Annotated in this window: 15 protein-coding genes and 1 pseudogene; 9 read left to right on the forward strand and 7 right to left on the reverse strand. The window is 50.9% G+C overall.

Annotation, left to right across the window (positions count from 1 at the left end; genetic code table 11):
• Window positions 1-78: 78 nt before the first annotated feature.
• The 8 genes and pseudogenes from V6M90_RS17170 (at window position 79) to V6M90_RS17205 (ending at window position 14,033) form a co-directional block, all read left to right on the forward strand.
• Complete coding sequence (locus V6M90_RS17170; protein ID WP_332846827.1) at window positions 79-6,327, forward strand: NACHT domain-containing protein; 6,249 nt, start codon at window positions 79-81, stop codon at window positions 6,325-6,327.
• On the forward strand, window positions 6,305-7,009 hold the full coding sequence (locus V6M90_RS17175; RefSeq protein WP_060691153.1) for a hypothetical protein: 705 nt from the start codon (window positions 6,305-6,307) through the stop codon (window positions 7,007-7,009). The genes V6M90_RS17170 and V6M90_RS17175 overlap by 23 nt, the downstream gene beginning before the upstream one ends.
• A 94-nt stretch (window positions 7,010-7,103) precedes the next feature.
• Window positions 7,104-7,235 (forward strand): annotated as a pseudogene (locus V6M90_RS17180) (transposase domain-containing protein); the annotation flags it as partial.
• 153 nt (window positions 7,236-7,388) lie between these two features.
• A complete protein-coding gene (locus V6M90_RS17185) occupies window positions 7,389-9,161 on the forward strand; it encodes an SIR2 family protein (RefSeq protein WP_332846828.1) in 1,773 nt (590 codons plus the stop codon).
• 500 nt (window positions 9,162-9,661) lie between these two features.
• Entirely contained in the window at window positions 9,662-9,976 is a 315-nt protein-coding gene (locus tag V6M90_RS17190; protein WP_005740720.1) for a hypothetical protein, read from the forward strand.
• Window positions 9,977-10,046: 70 nt separating this feature from the next.
• The gene (locus tag V6M90_RS17195) at window positions 10,047-11,132 is read left to right on the forward strand and encodes an HNH endonuclease (RefSeq protein WP_332846829.1); all 1,086 of its coding nucleotides are present in this window, start codon (window positions 10,047-10,049) and stop codon (window positions 11,130-11,132) included.
• A gap of 580 nt (window positions 11,133-11,712) precedes the next feature.
• On the forward strand, window positions 11,713-13,149 hold the full coding sequence (locus V6M90_RS17200; protein ID WP_332846830.1) for an RNA-directed DNA polymerase: 1,437 nt from the start codon (window positions 11,713-11,715) through the stop codon (window positions 13,147-13,149).
• A gap of 215 nt (window positions 13,150-13,364) precedes the next feature.
• Window positions 13,365-14,033 (forward strand): SLATT domain-containing protein, encoded by a 669-nt coding sequence (locus tag V6M90_RS17205; RefSeq protein ID WP_332846831.1) that lies wholly within the window; start codon window positions 13,365-13,367, stop codon window positions 14,031-14,033.
• A 240-nt stretch (window positions 14,034-14,273) separates the two neighbouring features.
• Here the strand turns inward: V6M90_RS17205 and V6M90_RS17210 are convergent, their stop codons facing one another.
• From V6M90_RS17210 to V6M90_RS17235, 6 genes are all read right to left on the reverse strand, one after another.
• Window positions 14,274-14,843: a hypothetical protein gene (locus V6M90_RS17210; RefSeq protein WP_332846832.1), complete on the reverse strand. Its 570-nt coding sequence runs from the start codon at window positions 14,841-14,843 to the stop codon at window positions 14,274-14,276.
• A 139-nt stretch (window positions 14,844-14,982) separates the two neighbouring features.
• On the reverse strand, window positions 14,983-15,360 hold the full coding sequence (locus V6M90_RS17215) for a hypothetical protein (RefSeq protein WP_332846833.1): 378 nt from the start codon (window positions 15,358-15,360) through the stop codon (window positions 14,983-14,985).
• A gap of 13 nt (window positions 15,361-15,373) precedes the next feature.
• Window positions 15,374-15,829 carry a hypothetical protein gene (locus V6M90_RS17220; RefSeq protein ID WP_332846834.1) on the reverse strand — a complete coding sequence of 152 codons (456 nt, stop codon included), beginning with the start codon at window positions 15,827-15,829 and terminating at the stop codon, window positions 15,374-15,376.
• 541 nt (window positions 15,830-16,370) lie between these two features.
• Window positions 16,371-17,174 carry a hypothetical protein gene (locus tag V6M90_RS17225; RefSeq protein WP_332846835.1) on the reverse strand — a complete coding sequence of 268 codons (804 nt, stop codon included), beginning with the start codon at window positions 17,172-17,174 and terminating at the stop codon, window positions 16,371-16,373.
• Window positions 17,175-17,894: 720 nt separating this feature from the next.
• Window positions 17,895-18,227: a hypothetical protein gene (locus V6M90_RS17230; RefSeq protein ID WP_332846836.1), complete on the reverse strand. Its 333-nt coding sequence runs from the start codon at window positions 18,225-18,227 to the stop codon at window positions 17,895-17,897.
• A gap of 32 nt (window positions 18,228-18,259) precedes the next feature.
• Entirely contained in the window at window positions 18,260-18,919 is a 660-nt protein-coding gene (locus tag V6M90_RS17235; protein ID WP_332846837.1) for a hypothetical protein, read from the reverse strand.
• 285 nt (window positions 18,920-19,204) lie between these two features.
• On the opposite strand from V6M90_RS17235, the gene V6M90_RS17240 reads away from it, so the two are divergent.
• A complete protein-coding gene (locus tag V6M90_RS17240) occupies window positions 19,205-19,552 on the forward strand; it encodes a helix-turn-helix domain-containing protein (protein WP_034120722.1) in 348 nt (115 codons plus the stop codon).
• A gap of 11 nt (window positions 19,553-19,563) precedes the next feature.
• On the opposite strand, the gene V6M90_RS17245 is transcribed toward V6M90_RS17240, so the two are convergent.
• Complete coding sequence (locus V6M90_RS17245; RefSeq protein WP_060691165.1) at window positions 19,564-19,758, reverse strand: hypothetical protein; 195 nt, start codon at window positions 19,756-19,758, stop codon at window positions 19,564-19,566.
• Window positions 19,759-19,791: the final 33 nt, after the last annotated feature.

Consider the following 19,791-nt stretch of genomic DNA (forward strand, 5'->3'; position numbering starts at 1 on the left):
CAGCCATAGTACGAGCAGGGATGAACTCTACTGGATTGAGGTAAGCTCCGCTCTATCGAAGGATTGTGAGAAATTGAAATGGCAGACAAGGACTTGGTGAGACCAAGCCGCGACGGGGATCAGTTCCACTATCACTGGGCGGCAAGGCAGTGCCTTGCCTTATTGCCAGGCTCGAGCGATCTGAAAGCGGTCACTGTCGAAGGACCTTCGTCTAATGAGAGTGAAGACATAATTGAGCAAGGAGTCGATCTCATCGACGTTGGCCTCTATTATGGCTCTGAGACGTTGATAGGAGCTCGATGCGTTCGCTACATCCAGTTAAAACACTCAACTCGGCAAATCGTTGAGCCTTGGCAGGCTGGCGGTTTGAGCAAGACACTGCGTGGTTTTACCAATCGGTATAAAAAACTTCTTGAGCAATTTCCCGTTGCAGAATTGAAGCAGAAATTCCGCTTCGAATTCACCACGAATCGCCCCATCGATCCCAGGCTGAAAGAAGCGCTCCACGACCTGGCCAATGCCGCTGATGCTCGCCATCCCACCATCGAAAAAACCCTGCTGAGCTACTCAGCGCTTTCCGATACGCAGAATGCTGACTTTTTCAGCCTATTTTCATTTGATGGGGATGAACCAAGCCTATGGGCTCAGCGAAACCTGCTTTCCCAGGATATCGCCAAGTATCTTGCGGATTCCGATTATGATGCTCCAGTTCAGTTGAAGGAGCTTGTCACGCGCAAGGCTGGCAGCGAATTTACAAAAGATCCCGCAATCCGGCGACATGATGTACTTCGATCGCTAAAAGTGAGTGAACTGGAGCTTTTTCCGGCACCTTGCCAAATTGTTCGCCCGCAGAATGTCTACGCGCGCGCTCAGGAAGACGAGATACTAGAGATCATCCTCCATTCAGCGCACCCAGTAATCGTGCACGCAGACGGCGGAGTAGGAAAGTCGATCCTCGCTCAACGGCTGGCTAGTTCAATGCCCAATGGCTCTGAGTCGGTGTTGTATGACTGCTTCGGCGATGGTCTTTACCGCAATGCGCTTCACTATAGGCATCGTCATCGTGATGCCCTGGTGCAGATTTCGAACGAGCTTGCTGCGCGAGGATTTTGCCATCCGCTTCTTCCCTCCAGCCTTGCTGACTCCAAGCAGTACATGCAGGCGTTTTGTAGCCGACTGACCCAAGCAATCGAAATATTGCGAGCAGAAAACGCGGGGGCAAGTCTCTGTCTGATCATCGACGCTGCCGACAACTCGGATATGGCTGCCGAGGAGCTCAGCGAGCATGCTTTTGTCAGAGATCTGATACGAACCTCGATGCCCAATGGCGTGCATCTGATTTTTACCTGCCGAACTCATCGACGACATCGCCTGAACGCTCCGCCTGATAGCACCGAGATTGAGCTCAGCCCTTTCAATGAGTTTGAGACCGCGCAACATTTACGAACTCACTATCCTGAGGCGACCCTAGCCGAAGTTGCCGAATTCGCGTTTTTGAGCAGCTCAAATCCTCGCGTTCAGGCTCTGGCACTCGAGCAGCGATTACCTATTCTGGAGATGCTTAAGCAGTTGGGGCCGGAGCCTACAACGGTGGAGCGTGCGATCGGAGATTTGCTGCAACGCGCGGTCGATAAGTTGAAGGATCAAGCAGGGGTCGAATCCAATCAAATCGACCTAATTTGCCAAGGATTAGCAATCCTGCGTCCTCTCGTGCCGGTTGGGGTGCTTGCAAGGATTTCCGGAACTTCGGAAAGCGCCGTGCGATCCTTCGCACTCGACCTTGGCCGGCCACTCTTCATCAAAGGTGAAAGTCTCCATTTTCTCGATGAGCCCGCAGAAACCTGGTTTCACGAAACGTTCAGACCCGATGCGGATGGGTTAAACCAGTTCCTCAATCGCTTGCGTCCGCTTGCCAGCGAAAGCTCCTATGTCGCATCGACGCTTCCTCAGATTTTGTTGGCCGCAGGACGGATGGATGAGCTGATCGATCTTGCGCTTTCCGAAGAAGGACTACCCGAAGCTAAGCCCTTGGAACGCCGTGATGTCGAGCTACAGCGGTTGACGTTCGCTCTCAAGGCCTGCCTTGAACAGGGACGCCACCTGTCCGCAGCCAAACTCGCGCTAAAGGCTGCGGGAGAAAGCGCTGGAGAGACACGGCAGACAAAGCTGATTCAGGAAAACACAGAAATCGCTGCCCGACTGCTGCCGCCAGATCGAGTCAACGAGCTGGTTTCACGACGCACTTTCGAATCCACCTGGATGGGGTCGCACCATGCCTATGATGCGTGTCTGTTGTCTGGGACTAAGGAGTTCACTGCTGAGGCCGCGAGCCGGCTTCGGATGGCGATGGACTGGTTACATGCATGGGCGAGAAGTATTCCGGATGACGGTCCGCGTGAAAACGTCACGAACGCCGATAGAGCCGAGATTGCATTAGCGACGCTTCGAATCCAAAGCCCCGAAGCCTCCGCGCAATTTCTGAGGCGCTGGAAGTCCCGGCACCTCGCGCTCATGAGTGGTAAGCACATCGCCCAGAAACTGATAGATCTGGGCGAGTACGCGGAGCTTAACGCCTTGGCGCATGCTGCAGGGAATGATGTATGGCTTCTTCTCGGCCTCGCCAGTGAAGCCGCACAAGCCGGTGTAAACTTTCCTGTCCAACCGCTGGCGCGCCTTATCCGTCTCCTGGCTGATCGACGTGTGAAATTGTCAGAGTCCTCGGGCTGGGACGAACGATGGGAGGTATTGTACGCGGTGCAATCGGCGCTCTTACTCGCGATGCGAACCCTCCCGACCGATAACGACACTTGGGTCGCGATTATTCAACGCTATCTTCCGCAGTCGCCTCCCACTCTACTATCTGATTCATACGGATCTGAGCGTGCTCCAATGATCCGCGCTTACGCGCTCGAAGCCGAGTTGCGCGGAAATGAGTTGACGCTCATCGAGTTGGCTCCTGCTGATGTACGCCAACAGCTCACTAAAACTGAGTCTTACGGACAAAGCCGCGAAACACAGGTGTTCAAGCGTGACGTTGGCGGATTGCTTCCATGGATAATACTCTCAGTGAAGATCAGCTGTGGTCGTTGCCCTTCTGATCTGGGAGCGCATATTAAGACTGCGATTCAGGCCACCAAAAATGCTGAGTCAAGCGACTATCAACGCCACTCCACGATTCGTCAGTCAGCTGCGATTGAATGGATTCAAATTTTGCGCGACTCACCGGCTGTAAGTCCGCAATACATCACAGAGTTTCAGGCCTGGGTCAGCAACCGAGAACGGCCTCTGTGGCCTGACACCCTGACAACGCTATGCCGTCTCGCTGCTAGAACAAAAGCGCTGACTCAACTCTCATTCGATTTTGCGTTCGCCGCCTACGAAGCTCTGGAGCAGCTTCGTGACGACGCGGAAACCCGAACGGATGCGTACGTGCGTCTGGCTCGTGCCATTTTGCCGATAAGCCTATCGGAGGCGAGTGCTTACTTCAGTCGAGCCGTCGAAATCGCTAGTCGAATCGGTGATGAGAATTTATCTCGCTGGTCTGCAATGCTTGATTTGGCCAACGCAGCTTCATCAGTAGAATCACGGTCCCAGACAGCCTATCGCTTATCAAGGGTAGCCGAGCTGACGTACGAGTATGTTGCTCGCGATAAGCACTTTGACTGGAACAGAACTGTAGAAGCGCTCGTCGACCTCTGTCCCTCATCAGCACTTGCTATTTTGAGCCGTTGGCGGGATCGACGATTTGGCGATGAGGCTCGATTATTGCCAGCGGCCATCAACCACTGTGTATGCAGAGGCCATCTTCCGACAGTCACCCCGGTAGCTCTCGCAGGGATCGATGCTCACTGGAGCAGATTGAAGAACCTACAGAGCACGCTTGACGATCCAAAATCACCATTCGATGCCCGCACGGTTACGCAAATCGCCTATCGGTACCTTCGTATACAGTCTCACGGTGCAGATACTTGGCAGGAATTAATCAAGAGAGGTCGCGATGTTGATCTCGAATTACCGGATGCTCAGCGTTTGTGGGTGGATAGTCGAGCCGCATCAGTAGCCGATCATACAAAAATGCCTGCGGCAGGGAGCCAATCACACGATTCCATCGTCAGAAGCACACCAGATTGGTTACATTTTTTCGACGAAACTGACATGGCTGATTCTTCGGCATTGAGGACTGCGTACGCTGATCTCAAGAAATACGATACGCCGTACCAATTCAACGAATTTTTCCGTGAGGGAATTCGTCGTGTCGGGTTAGGGGAGATGCCCGCGTTCATCCAGGCGATTTCGGAATGGGTCGAATTTGGCGTATTTGAATTACGTTATCTACTCGATGCCATTCCTGATACAGCATTGCGAATGATGTCTCTAAGGTCCGCTGTGCGAGAAGCAGTGCGCTGCGTGTGTAAGCGTGAACCTGAGCGCGCTGGGCACCGTGGATGGGCAAGCTTTCTACCGTTTGACCGATTAGTCTCGTCCGGGATATTGACGGATCGCGACATCGCATCGGCCACCCTTGAAGGCTTTGCCGTGCATGCTGATAAGTTAAGCGCTAGCGGACTATTTCAGCTGATTGAGCCCTTGGCATCATTTCTGAGCGCCGTTGAGGCGGATGAGGCCTTGAACTACGGGCTCGACTTGCTTGAGGACGTATTACGCCCGGAAGATGGTGATGGGCCTTGGGCTGAAACGCTTCGCGCGCCCGTAAACTGTGTCGACGCACTTGCAGGTTATATCTGGACAGGGCTGGGATCGCCAGTTGCTGCCACTCGTTGGGAGTTCGCGCATGTCGTACGAGCGTGTTCCGAACTGTCATGGCTCGAACTGTTGGTCGCACTTGAGCATTGCGCGCTAGAGGGGATCGCTCCATCATTTGTTGATCAGGGTCTGGAGTTCTACGAATGGCATGCTCGGCAATGGATGCTGATCGGGCTGGTTCGGGGCGGGCGTGAAAATCCCCAGAGCCTTGCACCGTTCCTCCCGTTTCTGCATATCTGCCTGAAAGAAGAGCATGTCATGTTGCGTGCTTTTTCTGCTCAAGCGCTGCGTCTCGTGCATGATGCGAAGTTAGCAGCAGTGGCGGCCGAGCAGGGCCTCGATTCCATTAATGCACCTCACCTTCCGCCAAAAATTTCCAGCGGCTGGGACGAACTCGATGCAGATGACGACAACTTGACAGCCACCGTTATCGGAGATGGCGAGCGCTACTATTTCGGTGTCGATATAGGCCCTTACTGGCTAGCTCCTCTCGGGCGAGTGTTTGGGGTCGGTGAGAACGCGATGGAAATCAGAGCCCGCAAGGTCATCCATGACCGGTTCGGGGGGGCTACAGGGTGGTCAAGAGACGATGCGCGCTATACCAGAAAGATTTTTGTAGATGGTGAAACCAGCCACTCCCACGGCAGCATGCCTCAGACAGATGACCTCTGCGCTTATTATGCGTACCACTCAATGATGATCATCGCGTCCAATCTTTTGGAACAGCGAGCGGTTCGGCACGCGAGTGAGGAAACAGAAAATGAATTTGACCAGTGGCTGGATGAGCATTTGCTGACCCGCACGGATGGTGGCTGGCTTGCCGATCGCCGAGATCCACCGCTGGTGTCGCGTCCCTTACCGAAGGAAAGTTATTCCGACAACGATTGGTGCTGGCGTGTAACCCCTGATTACCTTGACCAGCAGCTGCTCACTGACGACGGGCTACATGTATTTTGGGGCCATTGGAGCACTGGAGACAAAGAGAACAGAGAAGAGGTGTCCGTTCGAAGCGCACGAGTCTCACGCAATGGCGCCCATGCGCTAATTGCAGCGCTTCAAACCGCACCACAACTAGATAACTTTTCTCTGCCCTCCGCCGATTATCAGGACCTGCACGCAATCGGCGATTTTTCTCTGAAAGGTTGGATCGTACACGACGGAAACTCACGTGGCCTGGACGAGTACGATCCTTGGGCTGCGGAGATTGGTTATCCTGCGATTTCGCCTGGCTTCCAAGCGATTGAAGATCTTGGACTGCGCATGTCCGTGGATGGTCGGTGGTGGAACTCCGAATCCGGGGGGCAGCTGCGTAGTGAGTCCTGGACTCAGGCTGTAGGATATGGACGCGAGACCGAGCAGATAAAAGGTGCGCGTCTGAGTGGTAACACTGCATTTATCCAATCATTGTTTCAGAGCTACCCACGGGACTGCTTGGTGCTCAGCGTTTCGGTTAGACGAAGGCCATCTCGTAATCGTCCAAAAGACGACGAGTTTGAACCCTATCCTGCTCCCTATGTGCGTTATTACTTAATGGATCGCGATGCAATCAAGCACCCACTCTAAAGCAGTATTGGAACTCGGCAAGCTCTTGGTCGCTAAGCTTGGGCTCGCCGATGACCTTCTCGGTCAATGGGTGGCGCATGACGTCGCGGCTCGTATCAATGCGGTCGAGAATAATCCCGAGCACGCTACCACAGCGATGCGAGACGAATGTGTAAAAGCCATCCTCACCCTTTGGGAGCACCGTAATACTTTGCCAAGCCATCTGAGGCCGCTCCAGGAAATCGAGCCAATAACCAGAACACTGGCGGCCCTGGATGTGGAGCGCGGAGACGACTATCGCTATTTTCGACCTATTTTAAAAGATGCGGTGCTGGATACCGTTGATGAGCCTATGAGGCATTGGTTGGAGCTCGCTTTCAGCCTCGACTATTCCGCACGTGTGCTTATCCAACATGCCCTGCAGTCCGCAGGTACAGCCGCAGCTTCCCAAGCACAGCCGTGGGTGGAGGCTGCGCTGAAGGCTGGTGTAGAGGCCGAACCTGATCGACAGACCATTGAGTTTCTGCTGGAGCGCTTGTACCCAGACGATGCTGACCGCGAAGAAAAAACAGAAATGGCTAGAAAGAAAACTTTACGCGACAAGATCCTAAGGCTCGAGAGTTTTGCCGAGCTGGCGGGGGGAGTTGCAGCTGAGCTTCGTGAGAAGCTAGACACCAATCTGAGTACTCAAAAGGAACCATGATCTGCATGGTCGCTGACGCAGGATCAAATCAGCGCTCACATCGTTTATGTGAGCCGGTTTCATAGACTGGAAATGTCTACGGTGTCGGGGGCAGTCCATGATCCAGGCGGCCAAGCTCAACGGGCATGATGGGTATACCTATTTGAAGGATGTGCTCACGCGCCTGCCGACGCAGCGGGCAAGTGGAATTGGGGAGTCGTTGCCGCATCGGTGGCCACCCGTTTAGTTGCGCAAGCAAGAAGGGATGCCCGGACGCTTATTCGAACTCGAGAGGTACGATCACTGCACAAGTGATGGCCTTTGGCTAGAATGCCCCCACCCAGAACAGGGCTGGCGACTTCGTGACACATGTTGCTACCCCGAATACAAGGAAGACTCTATGCCCATGATCGCCAATGACCCCACTACCCAGCTTGCATTCTCTGTATATGAGAACAAGGGAGTCTACGCGTTACTCCTAGGCTCAGGAGTATCCCGCGCCGCCGGTATTCCGACCGGCTGGGAGATCACCATGGAGCTAGTCAAACGTGCCGGTATTGCCTCAGGTGTCGGCGAGCAAGAGGATTGGTATGCTTGGTATCGAGGTCAGACAGGAGAGCAGCCTAACTATTCCACGCTGCTGGAGACCTTAGCGGGCACGCAGAGCGAACGCAGAGCCATTGTGCAGAGCTTCCTGGAGCCTACAGCCCAAGAGCTGGAGGACGGTTTAAAAGTACCCACCAGGGCTCATCGAGCTATCGCAGAAATGGTGCGTGCTGGACACGTGCGGGTCATCGTGACCACCAACTTCGACAGGCTGATGGAAAACGCACTGCGTGATGCAGGCATCGAGCCCACGATCGTGAGTTCGGTCGATACCCTGGCAGGAGCAGAACCGCTCACCCATTCCCAGTGCTTCATCCTCAAAATCCATGGCGATTACAAGGACGCCCGGATTCTAAATACGGATGTTGAACTGGGCGACTACCCCACTGAATTCAACGCTCTGCTCGACAGGATAATCGATGAGTTCGGGTTGATCGTCGCCGGCTGGTCAGGAGAATGGGATCACGCCCTGAGGGCTGCGTTTCTACGCGCCCCTTCCCGACGCTACCCAACCTACTGGCTCGCCCGAGGAGGTGTATCTGAGCGCGCCCAAGAATTGGTCGCACGACGCCGCGCTTCGGTGGTTAGTGGGACTGATGCGGATACGTTCTTCGATGCTCTTAACCTGAAGCTTGAGACCATTCAAAAATCCCGCCAGCCCAATCCGGCGAGCGTCGAGCTGATGATCGCCATGGCAAAACGCTTCATGGACCGGCCTGAACACAGAATCCAGCTCGACGACCTGGTCACGGCTCAAACTCGACAGAGTATTGCTGATTTTTCACCTCTATTTGCAGGACAGGGTGACGTGAGAGCCCAGGCGTTCAGTGATTGGGTTCCAGAGTACGAGGCTATCGCAGAACCAATCGCACGCCTTGCTTCAGTGCTAGGCCGATGGGGCACAGGTGATGAGCTGAGTCTCGTACTGGATGCCGTTAAAGGGCTATATGCCGAAGCTCATAGGGAGCAGGCTGGCTATACCCACTGGCTCGCCCTGAAGAACTACCCAGCTACGTTGGTCGTTCTTGGCTATTCACTGGGCCTGACCCGTGCAAATCGCCTTGACGTTCTATATAGCCTGCTCAATTCAACCGTCATTAACCGCCGTGAGCAACCAGGATTGATTGGTTATGAGTTGTCACCGTTCTATTTAGAGGCCGGCAACGGACTGCTGGCGCACTGGAAAACCTTAGAGGATCAGAGCGACGCTCGTACACCGCTATCCAATCGCCTGGCCAGCCTCATTACCTGTAAATGGGCTCCCTCGTTCGCCGGAGTGCAGGATCCCGAGCTGCTGTACGAGCGTTTCGAGTTTCTGAACCTGCTGTTCTTCGCTCAAGCGAACGGCGTCAATGAAGAAGAGCTCAATAATCGAATACAGCAGAGTCAATTTCGAAACATCGCGATGGGCCGTCTGTCGTGGCACTCGGAGACAATCTCGCGCTTTGCTCAGGAATACTCTACAGCGGAGTTCAACGCACCCTTGCTTGCTGCCGGCTTTGCTTATGGCAGTGAGAGCTACCTCCAGCGATTCTTAGAAGGATTAGGCCGAATGAGCAGGTGGTAAAGGCGCTCCAAGGCTTCCCTAAATCCAGATCATGGATCACTGATCTCAGCGACCCGCAACCGTCAGGGTAAGCGTCTGCCGAACACATCTTGCGTGATTAAGCGGATGCCCACCTAATCGTGAGGTAGGAGTGTTCACCGTTCGCTTACACCTAAACTGCTTCCAATACGTCCCTGGTAGCACTCCGATCATCTTGCTGAATGCCTGTGTAAAGGCGGCCTCCACTAGTGGCCGCAGGCATCGGCTGCACGACAGGTTGGCCTTGCTGCATACGTCAGGCTTGGCGCATGATCAAGATCACGTGGCCGAGCGAGATAACAGTCAGTTCTTGGAGGCGCTTGGAGAAGGCCGAGCGCGATAGGCCGGTCACGGAATACATGACTGGGCGGACTGCTGTGGGGGGAGCGGAAAAGAGGAAGTGCAGGGAGAGGGTTATATTGGCCAAGGGTGAGATCAGCCAATCCGTATAGTTTAGGACTGCTCAAAAGCCAGGGGGCAACATGATCAAGATCTTCGAAGACGATGATCCCGCATGGAAAATCCTCGTTCATGTTCTGGAACATGGGATTGCCGGTATTGCGGGCGGCAGAATGAGCACCCGCGACAAGTTGGAAGAAGTGAAGGAGAAGGGCCGGTCAGATCGGCACGACAATGTCGTTGCCCTTTCTACGGTTCATCATTTCTGGGGTGAGCTGGCATTCATCTATGATGAGCAAATCTATCGATTTCAAGAGGCCAAACAACTGGTGGTCGAGGCCTACGACAAGCAGCTTGCCGCCAAGGGCATTTTCCATGATACCTATCCTGGCAGTTAACTAGGGCAGCTTTGCGCCTTGTGCGTGCGTTACCATCAGACGCTTGAAACTTTAGGGAACAGCGGCAGACATGGCGCGTTTATTTCAGATTATTTCTGACGATGGTAATCCAATCGACGCGCACTTCGGGATCGAGTCGGACGAGGTTGTATTCCACAGTCGTGGCGGTACCAAAGGTAAGGGCGCGATCAACTCCGAATATGCTCTGGGGCTTTCTGTTTTACTGGCCAGGCTGAAGCGGGCTTCGTTTGCAGTAGAACGCGTCTGGGTTGATAGCAGCCGCGTTCAAGGCATTCCCATTTCTCAGCGAACGATACTGACCTCGGAGGAGGGCCAGGTGCCTGTTGATCAGGTTGTGAAAGTCCTTTCCAGTCGAATGAAGGCCATTGGCCGATCGTCCTCTGAGTCCTCGGGAGGCAACTCCACTCGACGCATTCGGATGACGATATCTGGGGGCGATGCTCAGGCATTAAGTCTCGCGCTTGGTGGTATTCCTGTAGATAAAAATCTACGAAGCCTCGATCGGCTTCCGGTTGAAGTGCTTCGTGGAGTCACCGCCGAGCATATATGGCGTGCTGTTCAGGACCTGATCAGAGGAATTGATTCACCTGGCTTTGCTGAGTCAACCGATTACGACCTGATCGTTGATGAAAATCTCCGTTTGCCACCGAAGGCGGTATTTGGCTTAGCTGCTACACGCGCTTTGGGATTTCAGATACTGCCAAAACATTTCATCGCTGGCGTTAGCAGCGTCTGTTTTCAAATCCTGGAAGGTGCTGGCTTCCGTATAGTGCCCAAAGGTGCCTTGATAGCTGATCCCGCACTGCCAACACTGCATGAAGATCGAGTATGGACTGAGGGGCAGCCCAGGCTCGTAGCTCATCTACGGAAGGAGCGCGCCCCAGGTTTGTCGATTGCCAAGAAAGCTGAATTCAAGAAGAACCACGGACGACTCTATTGCGAGCGCTGCAAAATTGATCCGGTTGAAGCTTACGGCGCCGAAAACGGAGAGGCCTGCATTGAGGTACACCATCGGACCGTGCAGGTTGCGCAAATGGCGGCAGGGCATCTGACAAGCCTGGAGGATTTACAATGCCTCTGCGCGAATTGCCACCGGGTTGTACATCGTGAACTGAGTGTTGGAAAGGAGAATTAAATTTTCTGGGTTGGGAAGCTGCTTGTGGTCAGGGGCTGATAACCGGTCCCTGCCGGCACTTAGAGAGCTACTACGGGTTGGCAGAGATAACGGGAAAAGGTCCGCTCTCCGCCGAGGCTGTGTAAAAACGTTTTCGAACGCGACAGGTACTCAAAATCGGACTAAAAATCGCGCATCTGAGCGAAATCCACATCTGCTGACGTGCCGATAAATTTCAGATTTAACGTAGACGCGCGCACTTCAATTTTGACGAAGCGTTTTACACACTCTGGGCCAAAAACGGACGTTCGCCTCAGAATGTTTTTGGCGACCACTGATCAACATCCAATTGGTTTGATCACAAATTCTCTTGAGGCTCCTTGGTCGTGTCCTGCGCAGTCCGGTAGGTCGGTCTGCACTGGCTAACGCTCAGACTGAGATTGACCCAATGCGCGACGTGACCACTCGATCAAATATTGTCCCTGCGTGCCTCCATTTTGGTAAAGGTATACGGAACGTGTTAACCGAGAATAAAATGCGCCAATAGAACATGGATTTTAGACCTGTAGGTCCACATTGAGTTGCCATTCAGGACAAAGGGATGATTATTGATATAGATTCAGTGCTGTATACTCAAGGGTTCATTAAGGAGGATGAATTATTTCGCAGGATGTTTACAGCGAACGCTTTAATATTCGCGTATCGGGAAAAATTTAAGAGCTCCCCTGCAAAAGGGGTAGATCGCATTAATGGCTTCCAATATTCAACTCGTTCCGAAAAGGAATTAGAACTAGTCTCGGAGAAATGTCTTAATGAGACATTCCGATTTTCTCCTTTTCTGGAAAAGCTCAAGCTCAAAGGTCGTGATAAAGCGCCTCGAATAATAGGAATACCTACTATCAGGGACCGCGTGATTCTTCACCAGCTTCACAGGTTCTTAGCTCTGGTATTTCCTAAGACCGTCCAGAGGGATGTTGCAAGCACTTATGTTCGATCAGTCGCGAAGGAGATGATCGAGCTAGAAGGTAGCGATACATGGATATGCTGCACCGACATTGAAAAATTCTACGATTCAATTCAACACGATAGATTGATAAAATTACTAAAAAAACAAATAAACTGTAAAAAAGCAATTTCTCTAATTGCACATGCCTTGCATACTCCAACTGTACCGCAGAATGCTCGGAGAATTAATTATTCAGACTTCAAGCAAGAGAAAGGTGTTCCTCAAGGTCTTGCGATATCTAATATTTTAGCTGCAATTTATATGGTGGATGTTGACACGCATATGAGGTCGATAGCTGGATTGACCTATTACCGCTACGTCGACGACGTATTGATGTATGGTGATCCAAAAGTAATAGAAAGTGCTTATGAGTCAGTCCGTAGAAGGCTTTCCCGTAGAGGTTTGACTTTGCATGGGCGCACCTCGCCGAAAACTTATATAGGCCCTATCGATAGGCGATTCTCTTATCTGGGGTATGATTTCAAACTGCCGAAAATTACAGTACGCGATGAGACCTTTGAGCGTTTTCTGCGGGCGATCGCTGCCAAGGTCAGTGATTTCAAGCATAATTACGCGAAGCGCTTGGAAAAGCATAAATATCTAAATCAAGAACGTTTAGTTGATATTTTTTTTCTAGAGCTTAATGAGAAAATTACTGGCGCTATCAGCGGAAACAAGCGATATGGCTGGATGGCCTATTTCAACCAAATCACAGACGAAAAATTGCTTCACCAAATGGATCGAGCGGTTGCGAGTATGATCGCGCGCGTGCCATTGCTGACGGCGAAAGGTGAACCCCCCTTAAAAACGCTTGCTCGTTCGCATTACGAACTGAAGTTTAACCCGCGAGGTGGCTATATTCGTGACTATGACCTGAACATATCAGTCGCTCAGAAGCTGCGTTTTTTGGACGCTCGGGGCCGAGTAGACCCTGATGTGCCCCTTACTGACGCACAAATCATTGAACGATATGAGCGCTATGTGAAATTTGTGTTGGCAAAAATGCACGCGGACGAGGGAGAAATTTATTGAATTTCAGGTATACTCAAATCTGGGTGGCGCCTACCGCTGAAAGAATTACTTGATGACAGCGGTACCTTTGGCCACAAGCCAAAGCGGAAGTGCTCCGGGCTCAGTAAAATGGGCGTGACACCAATGTGTTATACCTTCCCAAGGGCTAGTTTTAGTCGCTTGAGAAGAGGATCTAACTGATAATTTTAGGCGCCGCCCTTTTTTAAAGCAGAATTATGAAAAACTATCTCGCGTCTCTGAGAACTGATATTTGGCGTACATCGAGCGCGCGCTATAATGCAGCTCGTCGTCTAAAACGTAAAGAGCTCTTCTCCACGATAAGCTTGGCTTTGTTTTCGGTTCAGACAATTGCGTTGGCCGTAATACAGAAAATTTACGCCAAAGAGTTTAATGCGACAGGTGGGCTAGATGATTATGCTACCTCGCTTTCTATTTTGGCTGGCATCTTAATTATTGCCATATCGCTGATGGAATGGGGATCAAGAAATGGTTCCAATGCTGATGCTTTATATAAAAATGCCGAAGAGTTAAATGCGCTTCAACGAAGTATTAATTTAGAAATAAATAAGGCCGAAGCTGATCCCGTGGAAGGTTGGAAAGTTGCTGAGGATATGCTTGCCACTTATGAGCAGATTCAAAGTCGCTGCGATATTAATCACTCGCCCCTGGATGACCTTTTTTTTATTACCTCGCATCGGAAGTCCGCAGAATTTGCTTACAAGAAAATCCAAGGATATGAAGCGTGTTGGGTTTCCTTTCTGTGGTTTCTGTCGAGTATATGGTACTACTTGATTTTTTGGGTGATTTCAGCAGCGGCGATGATTCCGGTGTTGAGTAAAATTAGTTTAGTAGCACCTACGTTCTGCACGCTAGGTTTTGGTTGATGCTATATGGTCTCAGTAAATGAAAAGTTTTTAACCTTTAACTATAGCGGCTTTGTCAAAGCTTTAAGCTATATCCGGGATCTGTGGCTAAGTATGTGCGCTCCCGCAGATCCTTTACCGCAAGACTTTCGATAACAGATCCAGTTGCCGGTTGAGTATATACAAGCTTCATATACCTCTCCTTTAGTATCTATCCTCGAGCTAACAAACCTAACGCAGCGAGTGTTACTGAGCTAACCGTTAGGCTCTGTCAATAAATCTAACATGATTATCGCCCATATTTATTAAAAAAGCCTTCGGGATAAATAACCGACTTAAAGGCGTGAGTCGGTGGACTTCTTTTCTGTAGTAAAGGATGAGTAGAACTAACAATCCGCCCATGGCGTCGAGCAGGTTCTCTAGAGTGGCTTGATGGAAATGGCTCTCGCGGTGATGTTTTACTTTGTTTGTAGCTGACCACCACTTTGGCGCTGTTCTGGGCGCAACCCACTCAGACCATGGATATAGCTCTATTCCATGCCTAGGAATGCTTGCAAGCGCTTTGGGTATTGTCGGGAAGGAAGTCGATATTTCTTGTTGATATTTTCCAATACTATCAGCTTTAGAGTCTGGATTAAGGCTTTTGCATAGTAGCCTTGCTACTACATCAACCTCAGCTGATACACTCATTAAGAGTCGGGCTATCTCGATTGAATAGCAATCAAGGTTTCTTTGAGAAAATTCTACCCACCGTGAAAGCGTTATCACGTCGTCTTCTAAACAGAGAAAATAGTTCCAATGAGGGAAAATGAATGGTTCTTTGACTATCACGGAGCCTCCTCCAAGAGTAAAGCCGGGATCAGAACACCAATATTTCAGATGTGGTTTGACCCGATTTTTACACTTGATCATTACCTCAGTTGCTCGGCGTTAGTTTCCTATTCAGTACGTCCTGCCGAGAACCCTTCGTTTAATTGGCATTATCAGCCGCTACAGCAGCCAAATCATTGCGAAGCTCGGATAACTGAATGGCTGTGAGAACTGAGTTGTCCTCCAAAGCCTTCAGGTATCCATTAAAGAACTCAACCCCAATAGGGCTCCCGAAGGTTCGCGCTGCCAGAGTATGAGAGTGAAACATATTCAAAGTTTTCCAGTACGCCATCGAGTTCTTTTTTCCCCGCCTGGCAAGATTGACTAGCTTATCCAGTTCAGCTCGGCTCAAAAACTTCGCTTTAAAGGCGACGAAACCGGTGGCCAAGACAGCTCCATGCTTGCCATGGCCATCCTCTGGCAAACCAATCCTAATGCTTTCTTCCTCACATCCTGCCTTAATGCTTTTGTAGAACATGGGTTTTTCCTATTTAATCCGGCTTAAAAATCAGACCTACTTTCTTGGCCTCTTCGCGGGCAGCCTTATAGCCATCCAACGGGTATGCCGGCCATCCGGACGGCATGCAAAACCCCTGACGGCGCTCCTGGGATCGGAACTGCCCATGCCAGCCATCGTTACGGTCGAAAACCCAGCCGAATAGTCCAGTAACTTGAAACTGGTCGTATGTGATATCGATGATAAAATCACCGACCTCAAACCATGCGTGGGTCGTTCCGTCTTTCAGCTTTGGGTGACGTGTACCGCAGACGTACTCCCCTTTATACTGAAGCGTTTCCCAAACTAATCGCCCCAAAATGTCGGAAGCGACCCCGCACGCGCCTGAGGGAAATCCGTTAAAGGTTGAGCCCTTTGCATCAACGAGGCTAATGAGTCCAACCCTACACGCAAGGGCCACCTTCTCAAGCTCTGTCCTGATTGCATTCATGGTCTAATCCGTGTTCGGGCCCTTTGGCTTACTTTCGCAACCCGAACAGCATGCTCCAGCTGATAATCTTCGATAACAATTGCCTTCGGCATATTTAACTCTGCATGCTTATTTGTCATCAACCCTAACATAGTAGGTCATTAAAAAAGCCGGAAATGGTCCCGGCTTTACGGTGTTTCAAGTGTTCATGGGAAGTTCAGTGAAAGGGCAGTGGTGGTGCTGAAGGAAGGTGGGGTCAGGTGTGTAGTCGTCAACTTCGGATGTTTGCTGTCCAGCCGCTAGCAACTCGAGGCTGAGCGACCGCTTACGGCCGGTTCCGGTCTTTCGCGACCGGCTACAATCGACCCAGAGTGTGTAAAAACGCTTCGCCAAAATTGAAGTGCGCGCGTCTACGTTAAATCTGAAATTTATCGGCACGTCAGCAGATGTGGATTTCGCGTAGAAGCGCGATTTCCAGTCCGGTTTTGAGTACCTGTCGCGCTGAAAAACGTTTTCACACAGCCTCGCCCCATAGCTGCCTCTCGCCTACGGCTATAGAGGCTTAGCCACCATCCTTCTTGTATTGGTGTATTTCAATCCAGTCATGCTTGCATGTTGTACAGCAGTAAGCTGAACGATTTTCCATGTCGCTGACAGTTACCCGAGCCCATTCGGCTTGACGAGTGTTCAAATTGGTCACGCTGCGTTGCTCACTACGCACACCCATTAGCGTATCGGTTGAGCTTATGCAGCGAACGGTATGCTTACCACAGCTCACGCATTGTTTTGGTACGAACATCCCCCACACATACCAGGCAGCAAGCCCGGCGGCTCCGAGTCCCAATGGCCAAAGTGCCGCGAAGCTATTTGGGCGAAAGTAAATAGAAGCAACGCCGGTTGCAACGCCAGCGAGCGACAGCCAGAAAAGGTGAGTGCGGCTGCTCTTTTGTCGCAGTATGTCTGATTCACGCAATGAGCCGGCTTGGGCCTGCCCCTCTTTGGCTACGTCAGCCACTGGCATTGCAGTGGAGTTGGAAAGGTCCACGGCTTCTGCATTTACCAGCGCTTCAAAATGAGCATCGATAGCGCACTTGAGCTCCCGAATCAGACCTTTTCCCTCGCCCCAGTCATACGCTTGACCGCAAATTGTATTGATGGTCAATAGAGCCCCGGGGTTGTCAGTGGCTATTGTCAGGTTAATTTGTTGACCAAAGCTCTTCATGCTCCACTTTGAATCACAACTGATAACGCCACCTGCACGGTCTGTGAATTTCAGTTTCATACCTTGGTCGGCTACCGCTTTCAGCGCGGTCGAATACAGTGAGCCAAAATCCTTGTCGACGTAATGAAATGAATCCTTTGCCATGGTTCTACTTCCTAACGGCCACGAGAGTGTGAAGGGTAGCGGCATTATGCCATCTCCTTCAGTGATATGTGAGAGATGGGGTTTCCCATAGATTTGCAAAACCGTACAGGGAATAGCTCACCTGACAGTTTTAGCGAAGACGTGCTCCCACGGATGTGACCGACCACCAAGCATGCTCTTCGGCTTCTCTAGCAGGGGGATGATTCATGTCCACAGCAATTGTCTCAGCATCCTGCGGAATGCATGGGGCCGATCCGCTAAAGCTGTCTTCCATGGCTAGATCACACCCGTGCAGAAGGTAAGGTTCCATGATCGAGCCCTGTAAAAGGTTTCGCATACGAGAACTTTTACAGGGCGATTAAGTGTTAGATGCTCTACAAGCCCTAGATTGATGCGCGGACGCCAATTGCTGCGCTTCCAACGCAAGCAAGCAAATCTTTGAGTCGGGTTTCTTCATTTTATCGCTGGCTTTTCTTTTAATGATCCCTAGCTCTCATGGAAGCGTCGAAGGATGCTTCTCGCGGCTAATAGTGATCATTATTCGAAATGCTCTTGAAATATTAGTTACTAATAAGTACTGCTCTGTTATTTAATGCAAATTAGAAGAGCCACGAGCGGAGTCATGATCCAGTTGCTATCCAAAAATAAAAATTTTGAGCCTTATGCCTTCCTTAGCTTTGCTAAGGAAGGCATAAGGCTGATTTATACTGGGGAGAGTTTCTATTTCTTGTAGGTGATGGCTAGCGTTGTCGGATAGAATTTAGCTATTTCGTAGTCTGGATTGTAGGTTGCAATGTTGTGAGCTGCAATTGTAAGTCCGGCTGCTACCCCACCAACGATAGTAATTGCACCGACTCCAAGGGCTGCTATGCGTCCTGCGGTATACACTCGACATGTGAGTCCTTGGGACTCAATTAGCTTTTCTATAGTTTTCACGGTGTCACCAAAAAAATCAGATTCGATTTCTTTTATTTTGAAAGACTTTTTTTCTACGATCATTGAGGAAATCTCCTCGTTAGATATTTCGCTGGCTGAATAAACACTGATGTCCATTTTATTTCCAATTGTTAGCGATATTCATAAGTTTAAAATAGGTCTTTGTTGAGACCCAAGAGCATCATGTTTTTATCGTAGCAAAGTGGTACTGAATCGCAGTTGCCACCTTTTTTATTTACATCCTTTTTATCCACCAGTGGAAGATATTTAGGTAGATCTTGATCTTCGATGTCTTGCCCACCGATCGAACAGTTAAAAACCGCTGTTGCCATGCATACAACCTCCATTTTGTTTATTTCTGCCGAGCGCGATGATGTCTCCTTCTCAGGCTGCGGTTGGAACTGCTTTCCTCCATATCCAGGACCAGTACCCTCTTTATAAGCCACGACACCGCCTGAAGTATCTGTGCCCAAGTACCATCCAGTAGTAACGCCGTAGAGTCCGGCGGGTGCATTCCCCATAAACTCGCCTTGATGTGCGCATGTTCCCGCGCTATCGCAACTGGTAAGTCGAAATCCGGGAACCGCTTTAATGAAGCGATTTCCATTTTGATCTACGTAAGGCCGGTTCACCGATTGATATACGGAGTTTGGAAGAGAACAGTTGAAATGTTTGATCGACAATATAGGAGCGGGGGTCGGTGTCTTATCGCATACGCGAACGTCCACATCAGCAGCGGCTGTGATGGCTACACCTGCCTGTAAAACTACTATTAGCATTGCGTTAATTAGTGAGGTTTTAATATTCATCTTAGTGCTCGGTTTTCTGATTGTGGGTTGGGTTTGCATGGCGCCCAAAAACTACGCTTTAGTGCAGTGTTCAGAGCGGTATTGCCGACGATTTGCTGTTCGGTGGTGCAGCGTGGGGGCTGTGGAACAGGGTTTTCTTCTGCGAGGCTGGGCTGTCATGCACGGCGGGCTCCTTGTTTCGGCATAAATAGCTTGATGCTGGCATATTGTGTCGAGTATCGACATATTTAGCTATTCCTGTCCAGGGGGCAATGCCCAACCATTCCGCTCCAATTGGAGGGCGGTATGTCGGGCACTGAAGAAAGACAACTGGCAGTGGTCGTGGGACGGGCCATTGCCAAGCAACGCAAACGCTGCGGCTTAACTCAAAATGAGGTCGCGGAAAAATTGGGGGTTAGCTTTGACGTTGTGTCGCGTACTGAACGCGGTATCGTCATGCCTGGCATCTCACGACTGATGCAGCTCGCCGCGATTTTTGACTGCGAGACAGCGGAGTTACTAACCGAAACCAGTACCCGCTCTACGGATCAGGCCAGTCGCATGGCTGATCTGATCAGTGATCTCAACCACGCTGAACGGTTGCTTATCATGAGCATGGTTGAGCAGTTGGTTGCGTACATGAAGCAGAAGTAGCTTGATTGAGATCAGGATTGGGCAGTTGCAGTTAATTCGATCCCTGCTTCTGTCGTGATTAGCTCGAATAGCAAACCCGCCAGCAGCACTGCAATCAGGATTGGCCAGGAGCGAGCCATGAGAACTGCTAGTGCTACTGCCAATAGGCAGCTGGCCAGAATGCCGAAAAACATGAAAAGCAGACCGACAAAGCGTATGAAATTCATCGTATTTTCCTTCAGGCGGACAAATGCCTGAGC

Origin of the sequence: Pseudomonas lactucae (assembly GCF_036688725.1) — a bacterium.
GTDB classification, from domain to species: Bacteria; Pseudomonadota; Gammaproteobacteria; order Pseudomonadales; family Pseudomonadaceae; genus Aquipseudomonas; species Aquipseudomonas lactucae.